The organism is Streptomyces sp. NPDC021115 (assembly GCF_044333065.1).
GTDB lineage: Bacteria > Actinomycetota > Actinomycetes > Streptomycetales > Streptomycetaceae > Streptomyces.
The window spans coordinates 586835-612044 of record NZ_JBIRQF010000001.1; the positions used below are offsets into that span (position 1 = coordinate 586835).

The 25210-nt window shown below is 73.2% G+C and carries 25 protein-coding genes and 1 riboswitch; of the genes, 12 read left to right on the top strand and 13 right to left on the bottom strand.

Translation table 11 applies throughout. From position 1 onward, the window contains the following. Positions 1-12: 12 nt before the first annotated feature. Positions 13-849 (bottom strand): IPT/TIG domain-containing protein, encoded by an 837-nt coding sequence (locus ACH4TL_RS02645; RefSeq protein ID WP_398313176.1) that lies wholly within the window; start codon positions 847-849, stop codon positions 13-15. Positions 850-1228: 379 nt separating this feature from the next. Here ACH4TL_RS02645 and ACH4TL_RS02650 point away from each other — a divergent pair, with 379 nt between their 5' ends. Both ACH4TL_RS02650 and ACH4TL_RS02655 read left to right on the top strand, forming a co-directional pair. Further along, positions 1229-1516 (top strand): hypothetical protein, encoded by a 288-nt coding sequence (locus ACH4TL_RS02650; protein WP_398313174.1) that lies wholly within the window; start codon positions 1229-1231, stop codon positions 1514-1516. Positions 1517-1727: 211 nt separating this feature from the next. Continuing rightward, positions 1728-2228: a GNAT family N-acetyltransferase gene (locus tag ACH4TL_RS02655; RefSeq protein ID WP_398313172.1), complete on the top strand. Its 501-nt coding sequence runs from the start codon at positions 1728-1730 to the stop codon at positions 2226-2228. Positions 2229-2241: 13 nt separating this feature from the next. On the opposite strand, the gene ACH4TL_RS02660 is transcribed toward ACH4TL_RS02655, so the two are convergent. Genes ACH4TL_RS02660 through ACH4TL_RS02670 form a run of 3 tightly spaced genes read right to left on the bottom strand, consistent with a single transcriptional unit; the run spans position 2242 to position 5155 of the window. Further along, complete coding sequence (locus tag ACH4TL_RS02660) at positions 2242-3699, bottom strand: FGGY-family carbohydrate kinase (protein ID WP_398313170.1); 1458 nt, start codon at positions 3697-3699, stop codon at positions 2242-2244. 47 nt (positions 3700-3746) lie between these two features. Continuing rightward, positions 3747-4526: a DeoR/GlpR family DNA-binding transcription regulator gene (locus tag ACH4TL_RS02665; protein WP_398313168.1), complete on the bottom strand. Its 780-nt coding sequence runs from the start codon at positions 4524-4526 to the stop codon at positions 3747-3749. Further along, positions 4523-5155: a histidine phosphatase family protein gene (locus ACH4TL_RS02670; protein WP_398313164.1), complete on the bottom strand. Its 633-nt coding sequence runs from the start codon at positions 5153-5155 to the stop codon at positions 4523-4525. The genes ACH4TL_RS02665 and ACH4TL_RS02670 overlap by 4 nt, the downstream gene beginning before the upstream one ends. A gap of 136 nt (positions 5156-5291) precedes the next feature. Here ACH4TL_RS02670 and ACH4TL_RS02675 point away from each other — a divergent pair, with 136 nt between their 5' ends. The 3 genes from ACH4TL_RS02675 to ACH4TL_RS02685 all read left to right on the top strand — a co-directional run bounded on the left by ACH4TL_RS02675 (position 5292) and on the right by ACH4TL_RS02685 (position 10572). After that, positions 5292-6761 carry an FGGY family carbohydrate kinase gene (locus ACH4TL_RS02675; protein WP_398313162.1) on the top strand — a complete coding sequence of 490 codons (1470 nt, stop codon included), beginning with the start codon at positions 5292-5294 and terminating at the stop codon, positions 6759-6761. Positions 6762-6858: 97 nt separating this feature from the next. After that, positions 6859-6999, top strand: a riboswitch (cobalamin riboswitch). Between the two features lie 127 nt (positions 7000-7126). After that, complete coding sequence (locus ACH4TL_RS02680) at positions 7127-9523, top strand: ribonucleoside-diphosphate reductase subunit alpha (protein ID WP_398313160.1); 2397 nt, start codon at positions 7127-7129, stop codon at positions 9521-9523. 17 nt (positions 9524-9540) lie between these two features. Then, a complete protein-coding gene (locus ACH4TL_RS02685) occupies positions 9541-10572 on the top strand; it encodes a ribonucleotide-diphosphate reductase subunit beta (protein WP_398313158.1) in 1032 nt (343 codons plus the stop codon). Positions 10573-10648: 76 nt separating this feature from the next. Here ACH4TL_RS02685 and def read toward each other — a convergent pair whose 3' ends face one another. The 8 genes from def to ACH4TL_RS02725 all read right to left on the bottom strand — a co-directional run bounded on the left by def (position 10649) and on the right by ACH4TL_RS02725 (position 18850). Then, a complete protein-coding gene (gene def, locus ACH4TL_RS02690; RefSeq protein ID WP_398313156.1) occupies positions 10649-11281 on the bottom strand; it encodes a peptide deformylase in 633 nt (210 codons plus the stop codon). A 105-nt stretch (positions 11282-11386) separates the two neighbouring features. Then, positions 11387-12373, bottom strand: coding sequence for a tetratricopeptide repeat protein (locus ACH4TL_RS02695; protein ID WP_398313154.1), 987 nt, complete (start codon positions 12371-12373; stop codon positions 11387-11389). A gap of 239 nt (positions 12374-12612) precedes the next feature. Beyond that, positions 12613-13875, bottom strand: a complete 1263-nt coding sequence (locus tag ACH4TL_RS02700; RefSeq protein WP_398313712.1) for an HD-GYP domain-containing protein — start codon at positions 13873-13875, stop codon at positions 12613-12615. A gap of 581 nt (positions 13876-14456) precedes the next feature. Next, positions 14457-15869: an HD-GYP domain-containing protein gene (locus ACH4TL_RS02705; protein ID WP_398313152.1), complete on the bottom strand. Its 1413-nt coding sequence runs from the start codon at positions 15867-15869 to the stop codon at positions 14457-14459. Between the two features lie 161 nt (positions 15870-16030). Further along, positions 16031-16390 carry a mycothiol system anti-sigma-R factor gene (gene rsrA, locus ACH4TL_RS02710; protein ID WP_398313150.1) on the bottom strand — a complete coding sequence of 120 codons (360 nt, stop codon included), beginning with the start codon at positions 16388-16390 and terminating at the stop codon, positions 16031-16033. After that, positions 16387-17079, bottom strand: coding sequence for a sigma-70 family RNA polymerase sigma factor (locus tag ACH4TL_RS02715; protein WP_398313710.1), 693 nt, complete (start codon positions 17077-17079; stop codon positions 16387-16389). The genes rsrA and ACH4TL_RS02715 overlap by 4 nt, the downstream gene beginning before the upstream one ends. Positions 17080-17351: 272 nt before the next feature. Then, positions 17352-18020 carry an alpha/beta family hydrolase gene (locus ACH4TL_RS02720; RefSeq protein ID WP_398313148.1) on the bottom strand — a complete coding sequence of 223 codons (669 nt, stop codon included), beginning with the start codon at positions 18018-18020 and terminating at the stop codon, positions 17352-17354. Next, on the bottom strand, positions 18020-18850 hold the full coding sequence (locus ACH4TL_RS02725) for an SOS response-associated peptidase (RefSeq protein ID WP_398313146.1): 831 nt from the start codon (positions 18848-18850) through the stop codon (positions 18020-18022). Before ACH4TL_RS02725 ends, ACH4TL_RS02720 begins: the two co-directional genes overlap by 1 nt. Positions 18851-18898: 48 nt before the next feature. On the opposite strand from ACH4TL_RS02725, the gene ACH4TL_RS02730 reads away from it, so the two are divergent. From ACH4TL_RS02730 to ACH4TL_RS02745, 4 genes are all read left to right on the top strand, one after another. Continuing rightward, positions 18899-19609, top strand: a complete 711-nt coding sequence (locus ACH4TL_RS02730) for a M50 family metallopeptidase (protein WP_398313144.1) — start codon at positions 18899-18901, stop codon at positions 19607-19609. A 91-nt stretch (positions 19610-19700) separates the two neighbouring features. Beyond that, complete coding sequence (gene aroA / locus ACH4TL_RS02735) at positions 19701-21077, top strand: 3-phosphoshikimate 1-carboxyvinyltransferase (RefSeq protein WP_398313142.1); 1377 nt, start codon at positions 19701-19703, stop codon at positions 21075-21077. A gap of 12 nt (positions 21078-21089) precedes the next feature. Continuing rightward, positions 21090-22097 carry a ribosome small subunit-dependent GTPase A gene (gene rsgA, locus ACH4TL_RS02740; RefSeq protein WP_398313140.1) on the top strand — a complete coding sequence of 336 codons (1008 nt, stop codon included), beginning with the start codon at positions 21090-21092 and terminating at the stop codon, positions 22095-22097. Positions 22098-22225: 128 nt separating this feature from the next. After that, a complete protein-coding gene (locus tag ACH4TL_RS02745) occupies positions 22226-22549 on the top strand; it encodes a DMT family transporter (RefSeq protein WP_398313138.1) in 324 nt (107 codons plus the stop codon). Here the strand turns inward: ACH4TL_RS02745 and ACH4TL_RS02750 are convergent. Beyond that, positions 22506-23159, bottom strand: a complete 654-nt coding sequence (locus ACH4TL_RS02750) for a TetR/AcrR family transcriptional regulator (RefSeq protein ID WP_398313136.1) — start codon at positions 23157-23159, stop codon at positions 22506-22508. The two genes, ACH4TL_RS02745 and ACH4TL_RS02750, sit on opposite strands and share 44 nt — an antisense overlap. A gap of 102 nt (positions 23160-23261) precedes the next feature. Between ACH4TL_RS02750 and hisN the strand changes: the two genes are divergently transcribed. From hisN to ACH4TL_RS02765, 3 genes are all read left to right on the top strand, one after another. Then, positions 23262-24056 carry a histidinol-phosphatase gene (gene hisN, locus ACH4TL_RS02755; protein WP_398313134.1) on the top strand — a complete coding sequence of 265 codons (795 nt, stop codon included), beginning with the start codon at positions 23262-23264 and terminating at the stop codon, positions 24054-24056. A 196-nt stretch (positions 24057-24252) separates the two neighbouring features. After that, a complete protein-coding gene (locus tag ACH4TL_RS02760; RefSeq protein ID WP_398313708.1) occupies positions 24253-24645 on the top strand; it encodes a cyclic nucleotide-binding/CBS domain-containing protein in 393 nt (130 codons plus the stop codon). Positions 24646-24775: 130 nt separating this feature from the next. After that, positions 24776-25189 carry a Fur family transcriptional regulator gene (locus ACH4TL_RS02765; protein WP_398313132.1) on the top strand — a complete coding sequence of 138 codons (414 nt, stop codon included), beginning with the start codon at positions 24776-24778 and terminating at the stop codon, positions 25187-25189. Positions 25190-25210 lie beyond the last annotated feature (21 nt).

Below are 25210 nucleotides of genomic sequence, written 5' to 3' on the forward strand. Positions count from 1 at the left end.
GTGCCGTACGGGTCAGACGTACAGGAAGCCGCCGGGGACTGTGGTGGTCCCGGTGGCCGTCACCAGGGTGACGGTCGCGGTACCGGCCACTCCGGGCGGAGTGGTGCCGGTGACCGTGGTGGCGGTGGCGGTCACACCGGTGGCGGGAACGCCGTTGAACAGCACGGCCAGGACGGTGCCGAGGTTGGTGCCGTTGATGGTGAACGCGGTGCCGCCGGCCGCCGGTCCGGTGTTGGGGACGATGTTCGTGGCCACGGGCACGGGCGGAGCGACGAAGTAGGTGAAGCCGCCCGGGATGGAGACGCTGCCACCGGGGCCGGTGACGACCACGGCGACGGTGCCGGCCGAGTGCGCCGGGGTGAGGCCGACCAGCTGGGTACCGGCGGGGTTCACGGCCACGATGGTCGCGGGGACGTTGGCGAAGGTGACGCTGGTGACGGTGTTCAGGTTGGTGCCGTTGATCAGGAACACCGTGCCGCCGGTGGTCGGCCCGAAGGCCGGGGTGATGGAGGTGGCGGTGGGCGGGGGCGGCGCCACGTAGTTGTACGGCTGGCTGTTGCTGGTGCCGGCGGTGGTGGTGACGAGGACCTGCACGGGCCCGGCCGCGTGCGGCGGAGCGAGCACCACGACGGTGTCGTTGCCGTTCTGGCTGACGATGGTGGCGGGAATGCCGCCGAAGGTCACGCTGATGACGTTGTGCAGGTTCACCCCGGTCAGCTGGACGAGGTTGCCACCGGCGGTGGGGCCCGAGTTGGGCACCACGGACAGCAGCAGCGGCGGTCCCCACGGCGGCGGGGGCCACCAGCCCCCGGTGGATGCGGCAACGGACGCGAGATCGGTCGAGGTCATGGTCGTTCCTCCCGGAGAGGGGTGAGGGACGCGCACCCGTCGGCCGCCACACGATGCGGGCCGACACCGGAAAGGAAATGAGGGGCGGCCGATCAGGGCGCGGAAGTGGCGCGCGGAAAAGGTACGGAGAAACGGGGCGAATGCCCGGCTCCTGAAAATGGCCGACAAGGCAGGGAACGGACCCGGCGGCCACATTTCCAGTTATCCACGCACCCCCGCTTCACTCAAGACCCAGCGGCGGTCATCACTCGTTCGGCGTATGGCTCGCTGCCGTCCGTCGCGCTTGTAATGAGTGGTATCGGCAGTTGAGGCCGCCCATCCTCGGCCGGAGTCCGTCTCCCCGTCACTGGCTTGACCGAACCGGTAGGGAACGACCCCCATGAGCCTGGCAGCGTTCCTCCTCGCCCTCGGCACCACCTGCCGTATCACCCGCTTCCTCACCAAGGACACTCTGGCGGCGGGGTTCCGGATGTGGATCGCCGACCGGTTCGGCGACGACTCTCCGGTCACCTATCTGGTCAACTGCGGCTGGTGCACCAGCACATGGGTGGGCGGGGCCACCGCCGTGTACGCCGAATCGCTGCACACCACCGTGTGGTTCCACATCCCGGCCACCGCCCTGACGCTTTCCTATCTGGCCGGTGTGGCGTCGCGGTGGCTCGACTGAAAGGAGAAAGCGCCCATGGGCTGCAACTGTGGTGGCGGAACGCCGCAAAGAACCGTCGTTTACCAATTGACGCTGCCGGACGGCACGGTCCGGCGCTATGTGACCTTTCAGGAGGCCGAGGCGGCCAACAAGCGCGCCGGTTCCGCCGGAGTGATCACCGCCGTCACCCCGTGACCGGCCGCTTGTCGGTGCCCTGCGGCAGACTGCGGGTATGGATGTCACGATCAGACGCGCGCGGGACGAGGAACTGGACGAGATCGGGGAGTTCACCGCCGCCGTGTACCTCGGCGACGGGCTGCTGGACTTCGGGGCCGAGGACCCGTATCTCGACGAGCTGCGCGACGCGCGGAAGCGGGCCGCCGGGTCGGAGCTGCTGGTCGCGGCGGACGCGGGGAGCGACACGGTGCTGGGCGCGCTGGCGTTCGCCGTGCACGGGGGGACGTATGCGGAGCTGGCCGGGCCGGACGAGAGCGAGTTCCGGATGCTCGCGGTGCGGCCCGAGGCGCGGCGGCGCGGGGCGGCCGAGGCGCTGGTGCGGGCGTGTATGGACCGGACACGGGAGCTGGGGCTCGGAGGCATGGTGCTGTCCACCCACCCCAGGATGACCACCGCCCACCGGCTCTACGAGCGGCTGGGGTTCCGGCGCGCGCCGGAGCGGGACTGGGAGCCGGTGCCGGACATCGCGCTGTGGGCGTTCGCCGTGCGGCTGTAGGCGCCGCTCGCCGTCACCCCAGCCAGCCGCGCTCGCACAGCGCCGCGGTGAACGTGGCGTACGAGGCGTCGAGGGCGGCGTGCTCGCGTGCGTCCGGTGCGACGTCCCGGCCGGGGCGCACCATCGTGGCGGCGCTCGCGGCGAGGTCCGGGTGGAGGGTTCCGGAGGCGGCCAGCAGGGCGGCGCCGAAGGCCGTTTCGGCGTGGTCGGCGACGCGCAGCGGGCGGCCGAGCGCGGTCGCGCGGATGCGGGTCCACAGCGGGCTGCGGCTGCCGCCGCCCGCGGCCCACAGCGGACCCTCGACCGTCACGCCCAGCTCCGCGGCCCGCTCCAGCGCGAGGCGTTCCAGGAAGGCCACGCCCTCCAGCGTGGCGCGGTGCCGGTCGGCGTCGTCGGCCGGGGCGCCGAGGACGAAGCCCCGGGCCGCGCCGCTGACGAACGGGAAGCGCTCGCCGTCACGGCGCAGCGGATACGCGACCACGGAGGCCGGGCCGCGGTCCGCGGCGGCGCGGTCGAGCGCGGGCAGGCGGTCGGCCGGGAGGTGGGCAAGGGCCTCGCCCCCGGTGTTGGACGCGCCGCCCGGCAGCCACCAGCCGTCGGGGTGGCGGTGGCTGTAGAGCGCGCCGGAGGGGTCGGCGACCAGGTCGCGGGTGACGCCCTTGAGGACGTACGTGGTGCCGAGGATCCCCACGAACTGCCCGGGCCGCACGGCCCCGGTGGCGAGTTGTCCGGCGCAGCCATCGGTCATGCCGAGGCGGACCGCGCAGCCGGTCGGCAGCCCGGTCTCCGCCGCGGCGTCCGCGCACACCGTGCCGACGGGCGTGGCCGGTGCCTGGACGGACGGCAGCCACCGGGCCGGTACGCCGAGCGCGTCGAAGACCTCGCCCGGCCACTCCCCGGCGCGCGCGTCGTAGCCGCTCTTGAGCGCGTGCGACCAGTCGGTGGCGACGGGCCCGCCGGTGAGCCGCCATCCGACGAGGTCGGGGGTGTGGAGCAGATGACGGCCCCGGCCACCGGCCGCCGTACCGTCGTCGCCCGCCAGCCAGGCGATGCGGCCGAGGGCGGCGGTCGGGGCGACCGACAGGCCGAGGGACCGCCAGCGCGGGGCGCCCGCCTCCTGGGCGCGGGCGTTGAGCCCGGCGGCGCGGCGGTCGTCGTACATCAGGGCGGGGCCGAGGGGTTCGCCGCGGCCGTCCGCGAGGACGATCGTGCCGGAGGTGGCGGCGACGGCCACCGCCACGACCTCCCGGCCGCCCGCCGGAAGCGCCCCGGTGGCCTGGCGCAGGGCCGCCGCGACGGCGGGCCACCAGGCCGAGGCGTCCTGCTCGCTGCGGCCGCCCTCGCTCCGGCGCGGGGGCGGGAGTTCCGCGCCGCCCCGCGCTCGTACGCGCCCGTACGCGTCGGCGCACACCACCCGCACGGCCGCCGTGGCGATGTCGATCCCCGCGACGACCTCGGCCCGGTCGGACATCACAGATCACGCCCCTCACACGTGGAGTTAAATTAACACTGGCGGCGTTAAGAAGGGCCGGGCGCGAGCCTCACATCCGTGCGCTCCCGCCACTCCCCCACCAGCCGGGCGTCCGCCGCGCCGTCCACCACCAGATGGTCGAAGTCGGCCAGCGGGCACAGCCGGTGCAGCGCCGTGCGCCGGGTCTTGGAGGCGTCCATCAGCAGCGCCGTGCGGGCGGCGGCGGCCAGCATGGCGCGCTTGACCAGCACCACGTCCTGCTCCTGGTGGTACGTGGTCGACGCGTCCATGGCCGAGGTGCTGACCAGCGCCAGGTCCACCGCGACCGCCGCGATGGCCTCCGCGCAGGGCACGCCGAGGAAGGAGTCATGGGTGTGCGAGTACTCCCCGCCGAGCCCGATGAGCCGGATGCGGGGCACCCCGGCGAAGACCTCGATCACCCGCCGGGCGTTGGTCACCACCGTCAGCGGGGCGGACTCCACCAGCAGCGGGGCGAGCGCGAGGACGGTCGTGGAGTCGTCAAGCATCAGCGACATCCCGGGCTCGACCAGCTCCGCCGCGGCCGCGGCCACCGCCTCCTTCTCGGCCCGGTGAGCGCCCATCCGGTAGGCGAGGCTGGACTCGAAGACCGACGTGGGCAGGGCGGAGACCCCGCCCCTGAACTTGCGCAGCACGCCGAGCCTGGCCAGCTCGTCCAGGTCCCGGTGCACGGTCATCAGGCTGACGCCGGTGAGGTCGGCCAGCTCCGCCGCGGTGGCGGTGGAGTGCGCGAGGACGTAGTCGGTGATGGTCTGTCTGCGGGCGTCCTGCGAACGGACCGTGGTCATGGGCGGGCACCTCCGGTCGCGGCGTCGGTGGGCACGTTCAGCGAGCGCAGCGCCGTGACGTCGCCGTCGATCCCGATCTCGGTCACCGCCGCGTTGTCCAGCCGGGGGAAGACCGCGCGGTAGCGGCCGACGGGGATGCCGAGCAGGGTGCACAGCGCGGTCCGCAGCAGGCTGTTGTGGGCCACGACGAGCACCGTGCCACCCCGGTGCGCGGCGGCCAGCCCGCGCAGGGCGGCGACGGCGCGGGCCGCGGCCTCGCCGGGGCGCTCCGAGCCGGGGAAGGCCCCGGCCTCGGGGTCGGCGCGGAAGGCCCGGACGGCCGCCGGGTCCTCCGCCTCCATCTCGGCGATCGTGCGGCCCTCGCCCCAGCCGAAGTCCATCTCGCGCAGGTCCTCGACGACTTCGGGCACCAGGGACAGCGCGGCGGCGGCCGGTTCCGCGGTGTGCCGGGCCCGGCCGAGCGGGGAGCAGGCCACCGCGTCGATCCCGCGGCCCCGCACCCAGTGGGCGAGGGCCCGCGCCTGCCGGTGGCCGCGCTCGGTCAGCGCGATGTCCGAGATCCCGGCGTACCGGTTCTCCGCGTGCCACACGGTCTCTCCGTGCCGTACGAGCAGCAGTCGGGCGGTCATCCGGGGCCTTTCGATATGCCAGCCATATGCGTCAGCCGCGTACGTCAGCCATTGCCTGATCACGTCGCGAGTGTTAAATCTAGCATCGCCCATGTGATGTGGGATGGGACACCGAGGTTCCGGAGGGCGGCAGGGCATGCGCGTGATCATCGGAGTGGATGTCGGCACCTCCGTCACCAAGGCCGTGGCCTTCGGCCGCGACGGGGTCGCGCTCGCCTCCGCGGCCCGCCCCAGCCGACTGGACCGGCTGCCAGGCGGCCTGGTCGAACAGGACCTGGAGGACGTGCTGCGCACGGTCGCCGAGGTCGTCCGCGAGGTGGCCGCGGCGCTCCCCGGCCCGCCCGCCGCGCTCGCGCTCACCGGCCAGGGCGACGGTCTGTGGCTGCGCGACGAGGCGGGCCGGGCGGTGCGCCCGCCGATCTCCTGGCTGGACGGCCGGGGAGGCGGGACCGTCGCCCGCTGGAGCGCGGACGGCACGCTCGCCGCCCTCCACGCCCGCACCGGCTCGGGGCTGTTCCCTGGCTGCCACGCCCCGCTGCTGCGCTGGCTGGCCGAGCACGAGCCAAAGGCGCTGGAGCGCGCGGCGGTCGCGGGCTACTGCGTGGACGCGGTGGCCCAGCGGCTGACCGGCGTCATCACCGTGGACGCCTCCGATGCCTCCCTGCCGTTCCTCGACGTCACCACCCGCACATATGTGCCGGACGCGCTGGAGCTGTGCGGACTGTCCGATTACGCCCGGCTGTTGCCCCCGCCCGCCGCGCCCGGCACCGTCCTCGCGCTGGACGACGCAGGGGCCCGGCTGACCGGGCTGCCGCGCGGACTGCCCGTCGTCTCCGGTCCGTACGACCTCCCCGCGTGCGCCATCGGCAGCGGGGTGCGGGACGTGGGCGACGGGCTGCTCATCGTCGGCACCACGCTGGCCTGCCAAGTCCTCACCGACCGCCCGGAGGTGGACCCGGCCGCCGGTCCGGCCGGGATGTGGCTGTGCACCCCCGATCCGGACCGCTGGCTGCGCGCGATGCCCGCTATGGTCGGCACCGCCGCCCTGGACTGGGTGCTCGATCTCACAGGGACGACCACGGCCGACCTGGACACCCTGCTTTCCGGGAGTCCGCCGGGCGCGAACGGCGTGACCGCGCTGCCCTTCCTGTCGGGCGCCGGGGAGCGCGCGCCGTTCGTGGAGCCCGCCGCCCGGGGGCGGTTGGACGGCCTGACCCTCGCCAGCACCCGCGCCGACTCCGTACGGGCCGTGTGCGAGGCCATCGCCTACGCGGCCCGCCACTGCCTGGAGGCGGCGGGGCTCTCGGGGCGGCTCGCGCTGTGCGGCGGGGGCGTGCGGTCCGCCGCGTGGACGGAGATTTTCGCGAGCGTCATGGGCCGGCCGGTGGTCGTGCCCGAAGAGCCGGAGGTCGGCGCGCGGGGCGCGGTCGCGGTCGCCTGGGCCTCGCTCGGCGACCCCGTGGACGCGTCCCGGTGGCACGCGGCGTCCCGTACCGTCGAGCCCCGGAGCGAGCTGCGCGACGCCTACGAGGACGGCTACGCGGGCTACCGCGCCCGCCTCGCCCGTGCCCTGGACGAATGGCGGCGGAGCGGCGCGGGAAGCTAGTTTTCCCTGGGATTCCGGCACTGCCCAGACCCGACACGACGCGCACAACTGTGCGAATTCTCCCAGCTGACGACACAACATCTGGGGGCGCGTGCGCACCGCGACACAAGATGTATGCTCGTCTCCGCTGTCGCCGCAGGGGAATCCGGTGCGAATCCGGAACTGTCCCGCAACGGTGTACGTGTGCGCTTTCGCGTACCCGTGAGTCCGATGACCTGCCGATGGCCGTCTGCATACGTCCGGGCCTCGCGGGGTGGGTCGATGGACGCTGCGTGGGGTGCCGTAGAGCGGAATCGGCATGCCCACGAGCGGCCATCGCGCACTGCCCTCGAAAGGCCCCCAGCCGAGCGAGGGAGACCACTTCAGTGACCATCGCGCCCGCCGACCCGGTTTCAGAGGCAGCGGATACTGCGGCAGCGGCCGACGCGCCCGGGACCGCCCTGCTGCGGACCCTGACGGCGCTCACCGCCGATCTGCCCGCCACCGACCCCGGCAAGGTCGCGGCCGCCGCCCTGCGCGGCCGCCATCCCGGTTCGGACGAGGCGGAGTTGCGCTCGCTGGCGACCGAGGCGGCGGCCGGGCTCATCGGCGAGGAACCGGAGTACTCCAAGCTGGCCGCGCGGCTGCTGACCCGCGCGATCGCCGAGGAGGCGGCCGGGCAGGGCGCGGACTCCTTCTCGGCCTCCGTCGCCGTGGGCCACCGCGAGGGCCTGATCGCCGACTCCACCGCCGAGTTCGTGACCGCCCACACCGCCCGGCTGGACGGCCTGGTGGACCAGGCGCTGGCCGACGGCGCCGACGACCGCTTCGGCTACTTCGGGCTGCGCACCCTGCACAGCCGCTATCTGCTGCGCCACCCCATCACCCGTCAGGTGATCGAGACCCCGCAGCACTTCCTGCTGCGGGTGGCCTGCGGGCTCGCCGAGGACCTGTCGGAGCGGGCGCTGGCGGACGTCGCCGAGCTGTACCGGATGACCAGCACGCTGTCGTACCTGCCCAGCTCCCCCACGCTGTTCAACTCCGGCACCCGCCACCCGCAGATGTCGTCCTGCTATCTGCTGGACTCGCCGCTGGACGAGCTGGACTCGATCTACAACCGCTACCACCAGGTGGCGCGGCTTTCGAAGCACGCGGGCGGCATCGGTCTGTCGTACTCCCGCATCCGCGCCCGCGGTTCGCTGATCCGCGGCACCAACGGGCACTCCAACGGCATCGTGCCGTTCCTGCGCACGCTCGACGCCTCGGTGGCGGCCGTCAACCAGGGCGGCCGGCGCAAGGGCGCGGCCTGCGTCTACCTGGAGACCTGGCACGCGGACATCGAGGAGTTCCTGGAGCTGCGGGACAACACGGGCGAAGAGGCCCGCCGCACCCACAACCTCAACATCGCGCACTGGATCCCGGACGAGTTCATGCGCCGGGTCGAGGCGGACGCCGACTGGTCGCTGTTCTCGCCGGTGGACGCGCCCGAGCTGGTCGACCTGTGGGGCGAGGAGTTCGAGACCGCGTACCGCCGGTTCGAGGCCGAGGGGCGGGCGCTCAAGAAGGTCCCGGCGCGCCAGCTGTACGCGCGGATGATGCGCACCCTCGCGCAGACCGGCAACGGCTGGATGACGTTCAAGGACGCCGCCAACCGCACCGCCAACCAGACCGCCGAGCCGGGCCGGGTCGTCCACTCCTCCAACCTGTGCACCGAGATCCTGGAGGTCACCGACGACGGCGAGACCGCCGTCTGCAACCTCGGCTCGGTCAACCTGGCCGCGCACCTCGGTGCGGACGGCGAGATGGACTGGGAGCGGCTGGACCGCACCGTCCGCACCGCCGTGACCTTCCTCGACCGCGTGGTGGACATCAACTTCTACCCCACGGAAGAGGCCGGGGCCTCCAACTCCCGCTGGCGGCCGGTGGGGCTCGGGCTGATGGGCCTCCAGGACGTGTTCTTCCGGCTGCGGCTGCCGTTCGACTCGGCCGAGGCGCAGGCGCTGTCCACCCGGATCTCCGAGCGCATCATGCTCGCCGCGTACGAGGCGTCCTGCGACCTCGCCGAGCGCCACGGTCCGCACCCGGCCTGGGCCGAGACCCGCACCGCGCGCGGTGTGCTCCACCCGGACCACTACACCGACGCGACCGCCACCTGGCCCGAGCGCTGGGAGGCGCTGCGGCAGCGGATGGCGACGACCGGCATGCGGAACTCGCTGCTCCTGGCCATCGCGCCGACCGCCACCATCGCCTCCATCGCGGGCGTGTACGAGTGCATCGAGCCGCAGGTCTCCAACCTCTTCAAGCGCGAAACGCTCAGCGGTGAGTTCCTCCAGGTCAACAACTACCTGGTGAACGACCTCAAGAAGCTCGGCGTCTGGGACGCCCAGACCCGGGACGCGCTGCGCGAGGCCAACGGCTCGGTCCAGGACTTCTCCTGGGTGCCCGCCGACGTCCGCGACCTGTACCGGACCGCGTGGGAGGTGCCGCAGCGCGCCCTGATCGACATGGCGGCCGCCCGCACCCCGTACCTCGACCAGAGCCAGTCGCTGAACCTCTTCATGGCGGCGCCGACCATCGGCAAGCTCAGCTCGATGTACGCGTACGCCTGGAAGCGCGGCATCAAGACCACGTACTACCTGCGCTCGCGCCCGGCGACCCGGATCGCCCAGAGCGCCCGCGGTGGCGCCGCCACGGCGACCGTCCCCGTCCAGCAGGCGCCCGCCGACGACGACGCGGTCGCCTGCTCCCTGGAAAACCCCGAGTCCTGCGAGGCCTGCCAGTAATGCCCACCGCATCCGAGATGACCACCGCGAACACCGCGCCGGACCAGGCCAAGAACCTGCTGGATCCCGGGTTCGAGCTGACCCTGCGGCCGATGCGGTACCCGGAGTTCTACGACCGCTACCGGGACGCGATCAAGAACACCTGGACCGTGGAGGAGGTCGACCTCCACTCGGACGTCGCCGACCTCGCCAAGCTCTCCCCGGGTGAGCAGCACATGATCAGCCGGCTGGTGGCGTTCTTCGCGACCGGCGACTCGATCGTGTCCAACAACCTGGTGCTGACGCTCTACAAGCACATCAACTCCCCCGAGGCGCGGCTGTACCTGTCGCGGCAGCTCTTCGAGGAGGCCGTGCACGTCCAGTTCTATCTGACCCTGCTGGACACCTACCTGCCCGACCCGGACGACCGGGCGGCGTCCTTCGCGGCGGTCGAGAACATCCCCTCCATCCGGGAGAAGGCGGAGTTCTGCTTCCGCTGGATGGACTCGGTGGAGAAGATCGACCGGCTGGAGTCCAAGGCCGACCGCCGCCGCTTCCTGCTCAACCTGATCTGCTTCGCGGCGTGCATCGAGGGCCTGTTCTTCTACGGCGCCTTCGCGTACGTGTACTGGTTCCGCTCGCGCGGTCTGCTGCACGGCCTGGCGACCGGCACCAACTGGGTGTTCCGCGACGAGTCCATGCACATGGAGTTCGCCTTCTCCGTCGTGGACACCGTCCGCGAGGAGGAGCCCGACCTCTTCGACGACGAGCTGGAGCGCCAGGTCACCGACATGCTGAAGGAGGCCGTCGAGGCGGAACTCCAGTTCGCCCGCGACCTGTGCGGCGACGGCCTGCCGGGCATGAACACCGAGTCGATGCGCGCGTACCTGGAGTGCGTGGCCGACCAGCGACTGGCGCGGCTCGGCTTCCCCGCGGTCTTCGGCTCGGAGAACCCGTTCTCCTTCATGGAGCTCCAGGACGTCCAGGAGCTGACCAACTTCTTCGAGCGCCGCGCCTCGGCCTACCAGGTCGCGGTCGAGGGCTCGGTCTCCTTCGACGACGACTTCTGATCCCGGCGCATCCGTACGGAAGAAGGGCCGGACCCCGGGCGGGGTCCGGCCCTTCGCCGTACTGCGCGCGCCGACGTCAGTCGTTCGGCACCGTCTCGTAGCGCGCGGTGCCCTCGGCCATCTGCCGGAGGACGTCCTTGCGGTCGCGCTTGGAGAGGCGGTCGATGTAGAGGTAGCCGTAGAGGTGGTCGGTCTCGTGCTGGAGGCAGCGCGCGAAGTAGCCGGTGCCGCGCACGGTGATCGGCTTGCCCTCGGCGTCCTGGCCGCGCACCACCGCGTAGTCCGGGCGGGCCAGCTCGCAGTAGGCGGTGGGGACCGACAGGCAGCCCTCGTTGGAGTCGTCCAGCACGCGCCGGTCGGCGGGCAGCTCCTCCAGCACCGGGTTGCAGACCACGCCGACGTGGCGCACGCCCTCGTCGTCCATGCAGTCGTAGACGAAGACCTTGAGGTCGACGCCGATCTGGTTGGCGGCCAGGCCCACGCCCTCCGCGGCCCGCTGGCTGGCGAACATGTCGTCGATCAGCGCCGCGAGCTCGTCGCCGAACTCCGTGACGTCCTGGCACTCCTTGTGGAGCACCGGGTTGCCGACGACCGTGATCGGGCGGGCGGTGCCGCGCTCGCGGTACGCCCGCTCACGCTCCTCGCAGTCCTCCGTGTCCACGACGAACTCGTCGTCCGCCTGCTGCTTCGTGGTCCCTTGCTGCGACATCGTCCGCCGTACGCCTTCCCTGTAACCGTGATGCGTCGCCCTACAGGGTACGGCCCGCCCGGAAAGCCAGGGGGATCAGTGGCCCTTTCCGGGCCTCAGCGGACCTCAGCAGACCTCTTCGAGGTCCCGCCACTCCCGGGTGTCCGGGCTGTCGGCGACCCAGCCGTCCAGCAGCCCCCGCACAAGACCGCTGGGGGCGGCGATCCCGCATTCGCGCTCGGCGACCCACAGCGAGCCCGAGCCCGCCGTGCGGTGCCCCAGCGGCCCGGGGTGACCCGGCTCACTGTGGTCGTGCGGGTCCAGGTGCTCGCCCTCGCCCTCGTCGCTGGGCATCCGGCTCTCCGAACAGGAGCGGCACAGCAGCCGCACCGACGACGACCAGTCCTCGGCGGCGAAGCCCGCGTCGGCCGCCAGCCGCTCCAGGGCGTCCCGGTCGGCCTCGGTGGCCGCCTCCAGCAGCACCACCCAGGTCGGCACCGGGGACGGCGCCCACAGCTCGATCTCGTCGAAGACGGGGTAGGCCGGGCCAGCGGAGGTCACCCGCTCACCGTGCGGAACGCCGTCGTGCAGCACGACCTCGCCCCAGCGCCGCCCGGAGGACGGCAGCGGGATCGACAGCACCTCGATCCGGGCCGGATCCAGCCGACGGCCCCAGACCACCTCGGCCTCGCCCTCCGGCGACAGCCGCACGGCGGCGCTGCCCAGCTCCATGCCCAGCGGCTCACCGGAAGCGGACGCGTCCCCGGGCACCTTCAGCCCGTACGCCTGCCAGGCGCGGCGGGCCAGCGGCCAGTCCTGGAGGGCGGTCGCGGCGATGCCCACGTTCCACCAGTCGGGGGCGCCCGCCTCGCGGTCCAGCAGCGCCACCGCGCGCAGCCCGGCGGCCCGGGCCTGCTCCCAGTCGTGCCGGAACTTGTGCAGCAGCGCGAGGTTGAACCAGGACTCCGACAGCCACGGCTCCAGGTCGGCGGCGCGGGTCAGCAGCGCTCCCGCGTCCTCGTACCGGCCGTCGCCGATGAGCGTGAACGCACGGTCCGTGGCCTGCCGCCATGAGGCGGACGGCCGGTGCCGTACCTTGCCGAAGATCTTCACGATTCCCGCCTGCCGGTATCGAAGTAGTCCCGTACCAGAGCCTGACGCGGACGGCGTCGCCCTCCCTGGGAGACAACCTGCCACACATCCGCGGACATCTCAGCCCAGCCCCTCACCCTTCGGCCGGGAGACGATGCCCACCACACCTCCTTGCCACCGGCCATCGGCCCGACACCCCTCTCTCGCATCCAACCATGCCTTTTGGGCGACCCGCTCATTACCCGCGAGTTCCCCACGCGTCACCGGGGACGGCCGTACGCCGGGCGGGACAGCACCGTCGCCAGCGCCTCGACCACCGCCGGATCGAACTCCCGCGCGGTGGCCAGCCGCAGCCGTTCCAGGGCGCGCAGCGGCGCCGCTCCCCCCTGTCCCGCGGCCGCCGGGCCGCCCGCCGCCTCGGTGTACGCGTTCACCGCGCGCACGATACGCGCGGACAGGGGCTGTTCGCGGTACGGATCCGCCTGTTGTTCGACGATCTCCGCGACCTCCGCGGGCACCCCCGTCTGCCGTACCACGGCACCCCCCAGCAGCGCGATCCGCCGCTGCTCGGCGCGGGCCAGCGGCTCGGTCGCCCCGGCCGGTACCGGGTCCACCAGGGACAGCTGCCCGATGTCGTGCATCAGCGCCGCGTATTCCAGCACAGTCAGGGCGGGCTCGGAAAGCCCCAGCTCACGGCCGACCGCCCGGCTCAGGCCCGCGACCTTGCGGGCATGGCCCGCGGGGGTATACCCGGCGATCTCGGTCGAACGGGCCAGGGAGGCGATCGTCTGACGGCAGGTGGCGCGGATCGCGGCGTACCGGCGGAACGAGTACTGGATCAGCAGCGGCGGCAGCGCCAGCACCGGCAGCGCCCACAGCCCGGCGACCGCCACCGTGAGCGCCATCACCACCCCGGTCGCGCAGATCGCCGACCCTATGCCGCTCAGCGCCCGCAGTTCGTCGCGCAGCAGCGGCCCGTACGGCCATCCGGTACGGGCCCGGGCCAGCGCCGCCGCGAGCACCGCGTCGCACAGCGCGGTCAGCGCCAGCACGGCCAGCAAGTAGCCGACGAGGGCGGGGCCGTGCCCCAGCCAGGCCCCCAACCGGCCGGTGTGGTGCAGCGGTTGGAAGCAGGTGGCCGCGAACCCGACGGTCAGCACGCGGCGGGCGGTGTGCCCCGGATCGGCCGGGCGCCCGAGCGCCATGCGCGGCACCAGGCCCGTCAGGGAGGCCGCCACCACGACGGTGACGACCTGGAGCACCCCATGGCTGGTCGGCTCCCCGCCCAGCCGCCCCAGCAGGGCGTAGCCGAGGGCGGCCGCGGCGGCGAGGGGCGTGGGCTCGCCGCGCTGCTCGTGCGCCCCGCTCGCGCGCGGGAGCGCGGCCGGGGCGTCGCAGCACCGGACGGCTTCCCCGAGGGCGATCAGCAGCCCGAAGGCGAGCGCCGCCCCCGGCTCGCGTATCCCGTGCCACTCCGTCCACGCGAGCGCCACCACGGCAAGCACCCCGGCGGCCCCGTACACCGCCCCGAGGGTGCCCCCACCACCCCGCCGCGCCACCGGCCCCGGCCCCGCGCCGCGGCTACGCCCCGCCCGCCGAACGGCCCGCGCGTGCGCCTCGGCGAGCCGCCGAAGCCCGTCGGACAGCCCGTCGACGCGGCCGGACGCCTCCACGCCCCCACCCGACCGCTGCGCGGCCCATGCCGCCGCGCTCCGGTCCCGGTCCAGTTCCGGGCCGGGCGGCGGGCCCGCGCGGCGCTCCCGGTCCCCGCCGGACGGCGATAACGGACCGCCGGGCTCACGCCCCACGGAGGGGCCGGGCGGGCCGCCGGGCCGCGGGGCCTGTGCCCCACGTCGAGGCGCGGACGTGTCCCCGCCCGGCGCCCGGCCCGCGCCGCCAGACGCTCGGGCGGCGTCCGGACCGTTCCCGCTGGGCGCGCCGGGACCGGGGCCGGTGGGCGCGCCCTCGTCCGCGCCTCCCCGCCGGTCAGCCGTCCGACCGGGGCGGCCAGCTGGGCCCGACTCGTCACCGCTGTGAGCCCGTGTCGGCCGGACGTCCCGGTCCCGGCCCTCCGGGCCGGGTGCGCCGGGGCGCCGGGCGGGGGTCACGCGCCGCCGCCGGGGCGTGGGGGGTCCAGCGGCGGCGGGGCGCCATCGGCCGCGCCCGGCGCCGTGGCGGCGCGTACGAGCGGGGGCGGCGGGACGTTTCCGCGCTCGTCGGCGGCGTCCGGCAGCACCTCCGTACGGGCGTCCGCGGTGACCGCCGCGTGCCAGCCGTGCCGGTCCAGCGCGCGGGCCAGGGCGCTCACCATGCGCGGGTCGAACTGCGAGCCCGCGCACCGCTTCAGCTCCGCGACCGCCGTCTCCACCGGGCGGGCCCTGCTGTACGTACGCGTCGAGGTCATCGCGTCGAACGCGTCCGCGACCGCCACCACCCGCGCGAACTCCGGGATCTGCGCCCCGGCCAGCCCGTACGGGTAGCCGCTGCCGTCCAGCCGCTCGTGGTGGTGCAGGATGGCCGTCCGCGCCTCGCCCAGGAAGCGGATGCCGCGCACCATCTCGTGGCCGTATTCGGGGTGCAGCTCGATGACGCGGCGCTCCTCGGGGGTCAGCGGGCCGTTCTTGCGCAGCAGCCGGGTGGGGACGCCGAGCTTGCCGACGTCGTGCAGGATGCCCGCGATGCGCAGGGCCTCCAGCCGGTCGCCGCTCATGCCCAGCTCGCGGGCGATCAGCACGGAAGCGCGGCCGACCCGCTCGCTGTGGCCCCGGGTGTAGCGGTCCTTGATGTCGACGGCCTGGACGAGGGCGCGGATGGTGGCCTGGTGGGCGGCGCGCTCGCGGTGGCAGAGCGCGAAGACGCACGCGCAGACGTACATCGGCAGCAGCACCAGCAGGGCGGCCGCCGGTCCGTACGGGCTGGTCCACAGCACCGCCATGGCGAGCCCGGCGGGCCCGTGGACCAGCTGGGGCGCCAGCGCGCTCAGGTGGCGGCCGCGCCAGGCGGCGCGGGCCGAGCGGCGCTCGGCGAGGACCAGCACCCCGGCCTCCAGGACGGCGGTGACCAGCCCCAGCACGAGCGCGGCGGCCGGAGCGGCGGCCAGGGCACCCGGAAAACCGGGCACACCGGGGCTCTCGGCGGCCCGCGGCGCGAGGCCCCCGCCGAGGGCCCGGAAGGCGTACGCGGCGGCCCAGACGGCCAGTGAGAGCTGCGCGGCGCGCCAGGCGCGCCGCACCGGCGCCGGGTGCCGCTCGACCCGGCCCAGCAGCGCCCCCGGCACCGCGACCAGCGCCGCCGCGGCGGGCGGCAGCAGAAAAGCCCCGGCCAGGAGGACGGGGCTGCACCATTCGGGGGACGGGGCCCGCACCGTACGGGACCCCACCGCGTACACCGCGGCGAGCAGGATCACCGTGGCCCACGGGACGGCAGCCTGGGACCGCAGCACCGGGGCGGCGCACAGCGCCCCGGCGAGCACGGCGCACAGCACATAGGCGCGCGCCCCGAGAGGAAGTGCCCGCAACGACCCGCCCTCCTCCCCATCCGCAATCGGGACGCCGCCCCCGGCGGGGGCGGGTCAGATTTGGGGAGAATAGGGCCGCATGCGGCGGGCGGGACCGGATGGACCGCCCGATTGCACCCCTTCGGGTGATGATCGGACCGCTTCGGCCACCAGGGCCGGGGTTACTCCTGGGCGGTCGTGGGCGAGTGCGCCTCGGCGGTCCGCGCGCCGGCGTCCGCGCCGGTGTCCGCCGGCTCGGCGGTGAGTTCGCGCTCGGGCACCGCGTGCCCGGAGCGGATCAGCTCGATGCGGCCCATGACCTTCGAGCGGAGGTCACTGGGCACGTCGTCCTGCCCGCAGCACCGCTTGACCAGCTTCTTCACGGCCTTCTCCAGGCCGTACTTCTCCAGGCACGGGGAGCACTCGTCGAAGTGCACCTCGAACTTGGCACAGTCGCGGTCGGGCATCTCGTGGTCGAGGAACTCGTAGAGATGGTCCAGGACCTCGGAGCAATCCGTCTCGTGCGGCTCTCCGCAGCTCATGAGTCCGCGCCTTTCCGATCGTGCGACTCGTCCGCCGCAGCACCGGACGCGCCCGCCGGGACGAGCCCGCGCCCACGGGCGTAGTCCTCCAGCAGTTCGCGCAGCTGACGGCGCCCACGGTGCAGACGGGACATCACCGTACCGATGGGTGTCCCCATGATGTCGGCGATCTCCTTGTACGCAAACCCCTCGACATCCGCGAGGTAGACCGCGATCCGGAACTCCTCGGGAATGGCCTGAAGGGCCTCCTTGACATCCGAATCGGGAAGGTGGTCGAGGGCCTGGGACTCGGCCGACCGCAGCCCGGTCGACATGTGCGACTCGGCCCGCGCCAGCTGCCAGTCCTCGATCTCCTCGGCCGCGCTGCGCTGCGGTTCGCGCTGCTTCTTGCGGTACGAGTTGATGAAGGTGTTGGTGAGGATGCGGTACAGCCACGCCTTGAGGTTGGTGCCCTCGCGGAATTGGTGGAAGGACCCGTACGCCTTCGCGTACGTCTCCTGCACGAGGTCCTCTGCGTCGGCCGGATTACGGGTCATGCGCAGCGCGGCAGAGTACATCTGGTCGAGGAACGTCAGGGCGTCCCGCTCGAAGCGCGCGTTGCGCTCCGCGGACGTCTCCTGGCGCTGCTCGGCCCGCTCTCCGTCGATGACGCCGTCGGTCTCTGCGTCGGTCCCAGTGACCTGACCCACCTCCTCCGTTTCCGCGACGGATCCGGATGCGGACCCGCTCGAATCGGAGAATAGACGACGATCCCGTCCGCCCGCCGCCTCGATCTTCGCGGTCTGCTCCGCCTCCAGCTGACGCCAGTCCAGGTCAGCGGCGTGCGGGCGGGCCGGGCAAGCAAGCGAACCCATGCGGGGAACTCCCTCTCCTCGTGCTGGTGCCTCTTACGCGGTCGATACCTACGACGCGTATAACACCGACCCCCCGGGTCGCATTCCCGTGATCTCACCCACAGCGCTCAGCTCGCGAGCCGCGCCAGCCACTCCACGACGGCTCCGGTGATCACGGCGAGGGCCTCCGGTTCGGTGATGTCCGCCGACTTCGGCACGGCGAAGCCGTGATCGCCGTGGGGTACCTCGACCAGCTCCGTGGACTCCGGCAGCGCCGGGAACTCCCCGGGGCGGCCGAAGGGGTCGCGGCCGCCCTGGACGACCAGCGTCGGCAGGCCCGTGGCCAGCAGCTCATCGGCGCGGGACTTCTCCGGCTTGCCCGGCGGATGCAGCGGGAAGGACAGCGCCAGCACCGCGCGGGCGCCCAGCTCCGCCCCCGTACGGCAGGCCACCCGCGCCCCGGCGCTGCGGCCGCCCGCGACGACCGGCAGGCCGGGCCGCTCCAGCGCGGGCCACAGCGCGCGCCAGCCGGTGTCGAGGGTCTTGGGTGCGGGCGCGACCTTCTTGCCCGCCACCCGCCACGGCTGTTCGACCAGCGCGACGCTCACTCCGCGCGGCGGCAGCTCGACGGCCAGCGCCCGCAGGTCACGGGCCTCGATGCCGCCGCCCGCGCCGTGCGAGACGGCCAGCACGGTGTGCGCGCCGGAGGCGTGGTGCCAGGTGATCCGGGCGTCACCGGCCGGGGTCGGCACGGTCTCGGTGGTGGGCGTGCTGCCGGGCGTAGGGGTGCGCGTCATCAGAACAGGGTGCCCTCTTCCGGGGCCTCCAGCTCCGTAAGCAGCTCCGGTCCGTTGTTGCGGACATCGCTCACCCCGGTCGCGACCGGGTACGCGCGCAGCAGCCCCGCGGGCGGCGGCGCGAGCAGCGGGCGCAGATCGTCGGGGTCGGTACGGGCCGGATCCAGCCAGGAGTCCCAGCGGTCCTCGGTGAGGACGAGCGGCATCCGCGGATGGATTTCGGCCAGCGAGCGCGGGCCCTCGCCCTCGGCGCCACCCGCGAACGGCTCCTGCTCCGCCTCGGTGGTGATCACCGTGCAGGTCACCCACCAGGCGCGCGGATGCTCGTCCGGCAGCGTGCGGTCCCGCCAGAACTCGTACAGACCGGCCATCGCCATGACCGAACCGTCCACCGGAGTCACGAAGTACGGCTGCTTGCGCGGCCGTTTGCGCTTCCCCTTCTCCTCCAGCTGCCGCTCCCCCGAGGCGGTGACCCACTCGTAGTAGCCGTCGGCGGGCAGGATGCAGCGCCGCGAGGCGAAGGGGCGCCGGTACGAGGGCTTCTCGTGCACGGTCTCGGCCCTGGCGTTGATCATCTTCGCGCCGCCCTCGGGGGACTTCGCCCAGGACGGCACGAGCCCCCACTTCAGCGCCCGCAGCTGGCGCACCGGACGCGGTCCGGCGGCCTCGGCCTCGGGGCCCTTGAGCGGGCGTTCCAGCACCGCGTACACGTCCTTGGTGGGCGCGACGTTCCAGTCGGGCGCCAGGGTCTCCTCCGGCTCCCACTTCTCCACTCCGAACGTCCCGACGAGATCCTCGGGTCTCCGGCTCGCTGCGTATCGACCGCACATAGGTGCCACACTGCCACGACGCAAACCGACGCGAGGAGCCGCCCGCACATGGACACGAACGCCACCGATCTGTGGGACCGCGTCGTCGGCGCCCAGCCCGACCCCACGCTGTGGCTGGTGGCCTCCACCGGGCTGATAGCCCTCGCCGTCGTCGTCTTCCGCACCTCCTGGCGGATATCCCGCAACGCGATCACGATCGCCCACGAGGGCGGTCACGGACTGGTCGCGCTGCTCAGCGGGCGGCGGCTGGACGGCATCCGGCTGCACTCGGACACCTCGGGGCTGACCGTCTCGCGCGGCAAGCCCACCGGTATCGGCATGGTCCTCACGGCGGCCGCCGGATACACCGCGCCCTCCCTGATCGGGCTGCTCGGCGCCTGGCTGCTGGCCGCGAACCACATCACCGCGCTGCTGTGGGGCACGACGGCGCTGCTCGCCGCGATGCTGGTGATGATCCGCAACGCGTACGGCATGCTCACGGTCGTCACCGCCGGGGCCGCCTTCTTCCTCGTCTCCTGGCTGACCGAACCGGACGTCCAGGCGGCGTTCGCGTACGGCGTGGTGTGGTTCCTGCTGATCGGTGGCGTCCGTCCGCCGTTCGAACTCCAGGGCAAGCGGCGGCGCGGCGGGGCGTACGACTCCGACCCCGATCAGCTGGCCCGGCTCACCAATGTCCCGGCCGTGGTGTGGCTGCTGCTCTTCCACGTCGTCTCGCTGTGCTCGCTCATCGGCGGCGGCCGCTGGCTGCTGCGGCTGTGACCCGTACCCCTGTACCAGCGCTGTGTTTCGACTGGGTTTCGCCACTTTTGATCGAGATTCGCACTCTCGGTGAGCCACTAAAGTGAGAGCCATGACCGGCATTGAGACTTCCCCGGGCGACGACACCGCCCTCTGGCCCGCCCCGACCGCCGACGGGGCGGTCGACGCGACCGTCACCGTGCCCGGATCGAAGTCCGTCACCAACCGCGGTCTGATCCTGGCCGCGCTCGCCGCCGAGCCCGGCTGGCTGCGCCGGCCGCTGCGCTCCCGCGACACCCTGCTGATGGCCGACGCGCTGCGCGCGATGGGCGTCGGCATCGAGGAGACGGTCTCCGACAGCGCCTTCGGCGCGGGCGGCTCCTCCGGCGGCGGCGAGGCCTGGCGGGTCATCCCCGCCGGACTGCACGGCCCGGCCACGATCGACGTCGGCAACGCGGGCACCGTGATGCGCTTCCTGCCGCCGGTCGCCTCCCTCGCCGACGGCCCGGTCCGCTTCGACGGCGACCCGCGCTCGCACGAGCGGCCGCTGCACGGCGTGATCGACGCGCTGCGCGCGCTCGGCGCCCGGATCGACGACGACGGCCGCGGCGCGCTGCCGATGACCGTGCACGGCGGCGGGGCGCTGGACGGCGGCCCGGTCCGCATCGACGCCTCGGCGTCCTCCCAGTTCGTCAGCGCGCTGCTGCTGTCCGCGCCGCGCTTCAACCAGGGGGTCGAGGTGCGCCACATCGGCGCCGCGCTGCCCTCCCTGCCGCACATCCGGATGACCGTCGACATGCTGCGCGCGGCGGGCGCGCGGGTCGACACCCCGGAGGCGGGCGGCGAGCCGGGCGTATGGCGGGTCGCGCCGAGCGCGCTGCTCGGCCGGGACCTGGTCGTCGAGCCCGATCTGTCCAACGCGGCGCCGTTCCTGGCCGCCGCCCTGGTCACCGGCGGCCGGGTGACCATCCCTGACTGGCCGGAGCACACCACCCAGCCCGGTGACGCGCTGCGCCGGATCTTCACCGACATGGGCGGTTCCTGCGAGCTGACCGACGCCGGGCTGACCTTCACCGGCACCGGCCGGATCACCGGCATCGACGCCGATCTGCACGAGGTCGGCGAGCTGACCCCGGTGATCGCGGCGGTCGCGGCGCTGGCCGACTCGGAGTCCGTCCTGCGCGGCATCGCCCATCTGCGGCTCCACGAGACCGACCGGCTGGCCGCGCTCGCCAAGGAGATCAACGAGCTCGGCGGCGAGGTCTCGGAGACCGAGGACGGGCTGCGGATCCGTCCGCGCCCGCTGCACGGCGGCATCTTCCACACCTACGAGGACCACCGGCTGGCCACCGCCGCCGCCGTCCTGGGCCTGGCCGTCGAGGGCGTGCAGGTCGAGAACGTGGCGACCACGGCCAAGACCCTGCCCGACTTCCCCGGGCTGTGGACCGGAATGCTCGACGCGACAACGGCCGCGGCGCGGAGAGCCTGAGAGCGTTCCGCCATGCGCCGCTACGGCAAGCACACCGACGAGGACGACGTACGGGTCCGCCCCAACCGCAAGGGCAATCGTCCGCGTACCCATATCCGCCCCAAACACGAGGACGCCTCCGAGGGCATGGTCCTGACGGTCGACCGCGGCCGTCTCCATGTCCTCATCGAGGACCGCACCATCGTCGCCATGAAGGCCCGTGAACTCGGCCGCAAGGGCGTCGTGGTCGGCGACCGGGTCGCGGTCGTAGGCGACCTGTCCGGCGCCAAGGACACCCTGGCCCGCGTGGTCCGCGTCGAGGAGCGGTCCTCCGTACTGCGCCGGACCGCCGATGACGACGACCCGTTCGAGCGGGTGGTCGTCGCCAACGCCGAGCAGCTGGCCATCGTCACCGCGCTGGCCGACCCCGAGCCGAGGCCGCGGCTGATCGACCGCTGTCTGGTGGCCGCGTTCGACGCGGGGCTCGATCCGCTGCTCGTCCTCACCAAGTCCGATCTGGCGCCCGCCGAGAGTCTGTTGGAGACCTATCGGACGCTCGGCGTGCCCTATGTCGTCACCAACCGCGAGGAACTGGCCGACAGGGAGGCAGCGGACCGGGTGCGGGAGCGGCTGACGGACCGGATCACGGTCTTCGTCGGCCACTCGGGCGTCGGCAAGACCACCCTGGTCAACGCCCTGGTGCCGGAGCGCAAGCGGGCCACCGGACGGGTGAACGCGGTCACCGGCCGCGGCCGCCACACCACCACCTCGGCGCTCGCGCTGCCCCTTCCGGACGACAAGGGATGGGTGATCGACACGCCGGGCGTGCGGTCCTTCGGGCTGCACCATGTGGACCCGACGCGGGTCATCCACGCCTTCCCCGATCTGGAGCCGGGCACCGACGACTGCCCGCGCGCGTGCAGCCACGACGAGCCGGACTGCGCCCTGGACCAGTGGGTGACGGACGGCCATGCCGACCCGGCCCGGCTGTACTCCCTGCGGCGGCTGCTCGCCACCCGTGAGCGCCGGGAGGGCGACTGAGCCGCCCCGCCGAAGCCGCGTTTGCCGCCCACTCGGTGAGGTAAAGGGATAATCGCACCACCGAGACAACCCGGGCGTAGGGCAACCCAGGCGAAGGCAGCCGTCAGCGGTACGGGAGGACATCTGTCATGGCGTGGCTGCTGGTCGTGGTCGCCGGGATCCTGGAAACGGGCTTCGCCGTCTGCCTCAAGCTCTCGCACGGCTTCACCAGGCTGTGGCCGACGATCGCGTTCTGCGCGTTCGCGCTCGGCAGCTTCGGACTGCTGACGCTGTCCCTGAAGAAGCTCGACGTGGGGCCCGCGTACGCGGTGTGGACGGGCATCGGGGCGGCCGGGACGGCGATCTACGGCATGGTCTTCCTCAACGACCTGGTCTCCGTGCTGAAGATCGTCTCCATCACGCTGGTGATCATCGGCGTGGTGGGCCTCCAGCTCTCCGGCTCGGGGCACTGACCGGCTGGGTGCCGAGGGCGCCGCGCACCGCGCTCGCCACGTCCACGGCGGGCACGGGCACCAGGACGTACGACAGCGCCAGCCGCGCGGCCGTCTCGCAGGCCCGGGCCAGCTCCACGGGCCCGCCCGGCGGCCACTCCGCCTCCAGCAGCCGCACCGCCCGGTCCCGCGCCTGGCCCAGCAGGTCGCCGGGCGACGGCAGCGGCTCGACGACGGCGGAGCGGCGTGAGCGCGGCGGGCCGCCGGGCGGGACCGGGCGGTGCATGGCGGACGGCAGCCGTTCGCTCCAGCATCCGGTGAGCACCGCCCGTACGAGGGGATTCTCGGTCCCGGTCCGGACCGTCCACACGGCCGCCGCCGCCAGCCGCTCACCGGGCCCGGCGGCGCCCGGCACCCCGGTCAGGGCCCGCTCGACGCCGTCGAGGTACGCCTCGGCCTCGCGCCGCACCAGGGCGCGCGCGAGGCCGTCCTTGCCACCGAACTCGTTGTAGAGGGTCTGCCGCGACACCCCGGCCGACGCGGCGACGTCGGTCATCCGGATCCTGGGCCACGGGCGGCGCGCGAGGGCGGCGAGGGCCGCGTCGAGCAAGGATTCACGCGCTGCGGGCATCATCGCCTCCCGGACCCCGTGGGTGCACAGAATTGACGGCCCGCCAGATGGTGTCAAGAGCCTCCTGTGGATCGCCCGGTTGCGGATCGATACTGTTCGGCCATGGCCGACTACCACGATGACCTGCGTTTCGCCCATGTATTGGCCGACGCCGCCGACGCCCAGACCATGGAGCGGTTCAAGGCGCTCGATCTCAAGGTCGAGACGAAACCCGACATGACGCCGGTGAGCGAGGCCGACAAGGCGGCCGAGGAGCTGATCCGCTCCCAGCTCCAGCGCGCCCGCCCGCGGGACGCGGTGCTCGGCGAGGAATTCGGCAGCGAGGGCACCGGCCCGCGCCGCTGGGTGATCGACCCGATCGACGGCACCAAGAACTATGTGCGCGGGGTTCCGGTCTGGGCCACCCTGATCGCACTCATGGAGCGCGGCGCGGGCGGCGACCGGCCGGTGGTCGGCGTGGTCTCGGCACCGGCGCTGGGCCGCCGCTGGTGGGCCGCCGAGGGGCTCGGGGCGTACAGCGGCCGGAGCCTGTCGTCGGCGAGCCGGCTGCACGTCTCGAAGGTGGCCTCGCTGGAGGACGCGTCGTTCGCCTACTCCTCGCTCAGCGGCTGGGAGGAGCGCGGCATGCTGAACGGCTTCCTCGACCTGGGCCGGGCCTGCTGGCGCACCCGCGGCTACGGAGACTTCTGGCCGTACATGATGGTCGCCGAGGGGTCGGTGGACCTGTGCGCCGAACCGGAACTGTCGCTGTGGGACATGGCGGCCAACGCGGTGATCGTCCAGGAGGCGGGCGGCCGCTTCACCGGACTCGACGGCGTACCCGGCCCGAACAGCGGCGACGCGGCGGCGTCCAACGGGCTGCTGCACGGGGCGATGCTGGATTACCTGCGGCCGTAGGGGCTGTCAACCGGAGCGTACGGGCGCGCTGAGCCGAAGATCGGCTTCCGCGCGCCCTTGTTGTGTCCACCGGAGCATGTGAACATGAGAATCCAGAGCCTTGTGAACTTGTGAATCCGTTCTCGAGTGCGCTCGCCCCAGTGCGCTCACTTGAGCGCGCTCGACGGATTCCCTCCAAGGAAGGTGCCCCATGCCCATGCACGTCCGTGACGCCATGAGCTCGGTGGTCCTCACCATCGGCCCCGCCCATACGCTCCGCCAGGCCGCCCGGCTGATGTCCGCCCGCCGAGTGGGATCGGCCATCGTGCTCGACCCCGACACCAGCGGCCTCGGCATCCTCACCGAGCGGGACATCCTCAACTCCCTCGGCGCGGGCCAGGACCCGGACCACGAGACCGCGCACGCCCACACCACCGCCGACGCCGTCTTCGCCACCCCCGGGTGGACCCTGGAGGAGGCGGCCCGCACGATGAGCCAGGGCGGCTTCCGCCATCTCATCGTGCTGGAGGCGGGTGACCCGGTCGGGGTGGTGTCGGTGCGCGACATCATCCGCTGCTGGACCCCGGCGCCCCAGCCCGCGCTGGCCTGACCCCCGATCGCATGCCGAACATCACACCTTGGACTTCGTCCAAGTCGAGATCATCTGGAGACTGATACCCGATCCGGTCATGGATCAGGCCACTGCTACGCTGTCCTTATCTGACTGATAGGTGAATGGCATGAGTGACCTGCTGAAACGACTCCGGGGGCGTAGCTGGCGGCTGACCGCGCAGCGGCGTGTCGTCGCCGAGGTCCTCGACGGGGACCACGTGCACTACACCGCCGACGAGGTTCACGCCCTGGCGGCCGAGCGGCTGCCCGAGATCTCCCGCGCGACCGTGTACAACACCCTCGGCGAGCTGGTCTCGCTCGGCGAGGTGATCGAGGTCAGCACGGACGGCCGGGCGAAGCGTTACGACCCGAACGCGCACCATGCGCACCAGCACCTGGTGTGCGCGCGCTGCGGCACGATCCGCGACGTCCACCCGGCCGGCGACCCGCTGGCCGACCTGCCCGCGCACGAGCGCTTCGGCTTCGCGGTCTCCGCGGCCGAGGTGACGTACCGCGGGATCTGCCCCGACTGCGCGGCCTGACGGCCCGAGAGAACCCCCGGA